The sequence below is a fragment of the Allobosea sp. 05T422_2 genome (genome assembly GCF_056396265.1).
This window is the reverse complement of the sequence record NZ_JBFTLD010000459.1, coordinates 1-2,540: the sequence shown is the minus strand read 5'-3', so window position 1 is coordinate 2,540 and position 2,540 is coordinate 1. Positions and strand designations below refer to the sequence as shown.

Annotated in this window: 4 protein-coding genes; all 4 read right to left on the bottom strand. The window is 64.7% G+C overall.

Features of this window, described 5'->3' with window-relative positions; genetic code table 11:
* On the bottom strand, positions 1-458 hold a 458-nt coding region (locus AC1DJT_RS36060), incomplete at its 3' end, for an S-adenosylmethionine:tRNA ribosyltransferase-isomerase (protein WP_476835991.1).
* A 131-nt stretch (positions 459-589) separates the two neighbouring features.
* The gene (locus AC1DJT_RS36055) at positions 590-1,060 is read right to left on the bottom strand and encodes a peptidylprolyl isomerase (protein ID WP_441491863.1); all 471 of its coding nucleotides are present in this window, start codon (positions 1,058-1,060) and stop codon (positions 590-592) included.
* Positions 1,060-1,689: a hypothetical protein gene (locus AC1DJT_RS36050; RefSeq protein ID WP_441491864.1), complete on the bottom strand. Its 630-nt coding sequence runs from the start codon at positions 1,687-1,689 to the stop codon at positions 1,060-1,062. Before AC1DJT_RS36050 ends, AC1DJT_RS36055 begins: the two co-directional genes overlap by 1 nt.
* Before the next feature lie 18 nt (positions 1,690-1,707).
* Positions 1,708-2,259, bottom strand: coding sequence for a peptidylprolyl isomerase (locus AC1DJT_RS36045; protein WP_441491865.1), 552 nt, complete (start codon positions 2,257-2,259; stop codon positions 1,708-1,710).
* Between the last annotated feature and the right edge of the window lie 281 nt (positions 2,260-2,540).

Here is a 2,540-nt window from a genome sequence, read left to right as displayed (position 1 = left end):
TCATCGAGCACCGGACCGGACCAGGCAAAGCGCAACTCGACCTCGCCGCCCTCGCCCTTTCCGACGACCTCGGCATGCAGCGCGYCGAGCTCGCACGCATTCGATGCCGCATCCGAGCCGAACACGACCGTCTCGCCGAGAGCGAGCTTCTTGGCCGGCCTGGCAAACGCGAGCCATCGGTCGGATGCTTCGCGCTTGTGCAGCATGATCTCGACGCGCGCCGAGGCCTCTCCCCTGACGCGCCGGCCGTAGAGCCGGGACGGGATCACGCGCGTATCGTTGAGGACGAGCGCGTCGCCGGGTTGAAGCAGGCTGGCGAGTTCGCGAACGCCGCGATCCTCGAATGGTTCGGCTGCATCCGGCCGCACCACGAGCATCCGCGCAGCATCGCGTGGGCTGACGGGCCTCAGCGCGATACGTTCTTCCGGCAGGTCGAAGTCGAAAAGTTCGACATCCACGATCGAATCCGCCTCACAAAACTGCGAACCAGAACAAGATGAGCCCCCATCCGTCGGGACGCGCCTGCGGCGCTGCCGGGATGAGGGCTCATCTGAACTCAGGCCCCGTTCGAACGGGGCCCGTGGCGATATCAGGCCGCGTCGGCCATCACCTTCATCGAGACGATGGAGTCCGGCTCACGCACCGGCTCGCCCCGCTTGATGTTGTCGACATTCTCCATGCCTTCAACGACCTGCCCCCAGACCGTGTACTGCTTGTCGAGGAAGCGGGCGTCGTCGAAGACGATGAAGAACTGGCTGTTGGCCGAGTTCGGGTTCTGCGAACGGGCCATCGAGCAGATGCCCCGAACATGCGGCTCGGCGTTGAACTCGGCCTTCAGGTCCGGCAGGTCGGAGCCGCCGGTGCCGGTGCCATGCGGGCAGCCGACCTGCGCCATGAAGCCATCAATGACGCGGTGGAAGACGATGCCGTCATAGAAGCCCTGGCGCGCCAGCGTCTTCAGGCGCTCGACATGGGCAGGGGCGAGGTCGGGGCGCAGCTTGATGACAACGCGGCCCTTTGTGGTTTCCATGACGAGGGTGTTCTCGGGATCGAGCGACATCAGATCGGCCTTTCATTGGACGGCGCACGGCCGTGGAAGCGAATGGTGAAGGGTCGCCCCGCGATACTCGCTCCGAAGCGCGGCGACAACCTCACAGGTGCGCAGTTTCGGATGGCGTCGATCACGGAGGCGGTGAACCGTTCCCGCAGATCGGGGTCGGTGCGGCGCGTTTCCCAGGTGACGCGCGGCTGGCCAAAGATGGTGCCGTCGCGCCGCAGGCTGAAGCGGACAGTCGCCATGGCGCTGTCGCTGGAGCCGGTCATCGCAGGCGGATTCCAGCAGCGTCGAAACGCTGGACCGAGCTCCGAAACGCGATCGACGGCGTCGCCTTCAAAGCTCCGCGTCACTGGCGAGACCGAACCGCTCAGCCCCGAATCGACAGGAGGCGGCAGGCTTGGAATGGCGCGGCGTGGCGCGTGTTCCCCGAACGGCCCGCCGATCCCCGGCAGGTAGCGCTGCCCCGTCGGTGGGGGCAGCACGGGATTCTGCGAGCCGGAAGGCGGAGGCAGAACCGGGTTCTGCGAGCCGGAGGGCGGTGGCAATCCCAGGTCGCGTGTGTCCTGTGCCGCGCCAGCGCCGACCATGACGATCGACAAGCCGGCGACGAACAGGGGCAGGACACGCGACATGCAGGTAGCCGCTCGTTGCTATTTCGCGTCGGACTGAAGACGCATGCGCACGATCTTGTCGGGGCCGCTGACCTGGCCATTATTGGCCGAGCTGCCCTTCTTGATCTTGCGCGCCACATCCATGCCGGACACTACTTCGCCGAACAGCGTGTACTGCCCCGTCAGCGAACCGCAGCCTTCGTAGCAGATGAAGAACTGGGAATTGGCGGAATCGGGCGAGGCGGAACGCGCCATGCCGACCGAGCCGACCTTGTAGGGCGTGGGGCTGAATTCAGCCGGGAGATTAGGCAGGTCTGACTTGCCCGTGCCGGTGCCGGTGGGGTCGCCGGTCTGGGCCATGAAGCCGTCGATGACGCGATGGAAGACGATACCATCATAGAAGCCACGCTTGGTCAGCGCCTTGATCTGCTCGACATGCTTGGGCGCCAGATCGGGACGAAGACGAATCGTGATGTTGCCGTCCTTGGTCTCGAGCACGACCGTATTGTTGGGATCGGAGGCCGGCGCTTGCGCCTGAGCGCAGCCGAGCGACGCAGCAAGGGCGAGAATGGCGAGAGAACTGCGCAGCATGTGAAGCATCTCCGTCGTTGCCGGAGGATCCGGCCGATCATCACCGGCGTCGTAACGGCATCCTTTGACGGGAACAAGGCGTTGAGCCGCCACATCTGGAGCATGCCGCACTGCACAAGAGCAAACTTCATTTAACTTGCAAAAAGATCAGGCTAGCGCTGCCTAAATGGGTGACAGCCCTGTCACAATCGGATACTCATCTGGCGCTGGGCTCGCTCGGGGAAACCTTGAGCGCCGCGGACCAGGTCTCGGGAGGAACAAACGCCCGCCTAGTATATGAG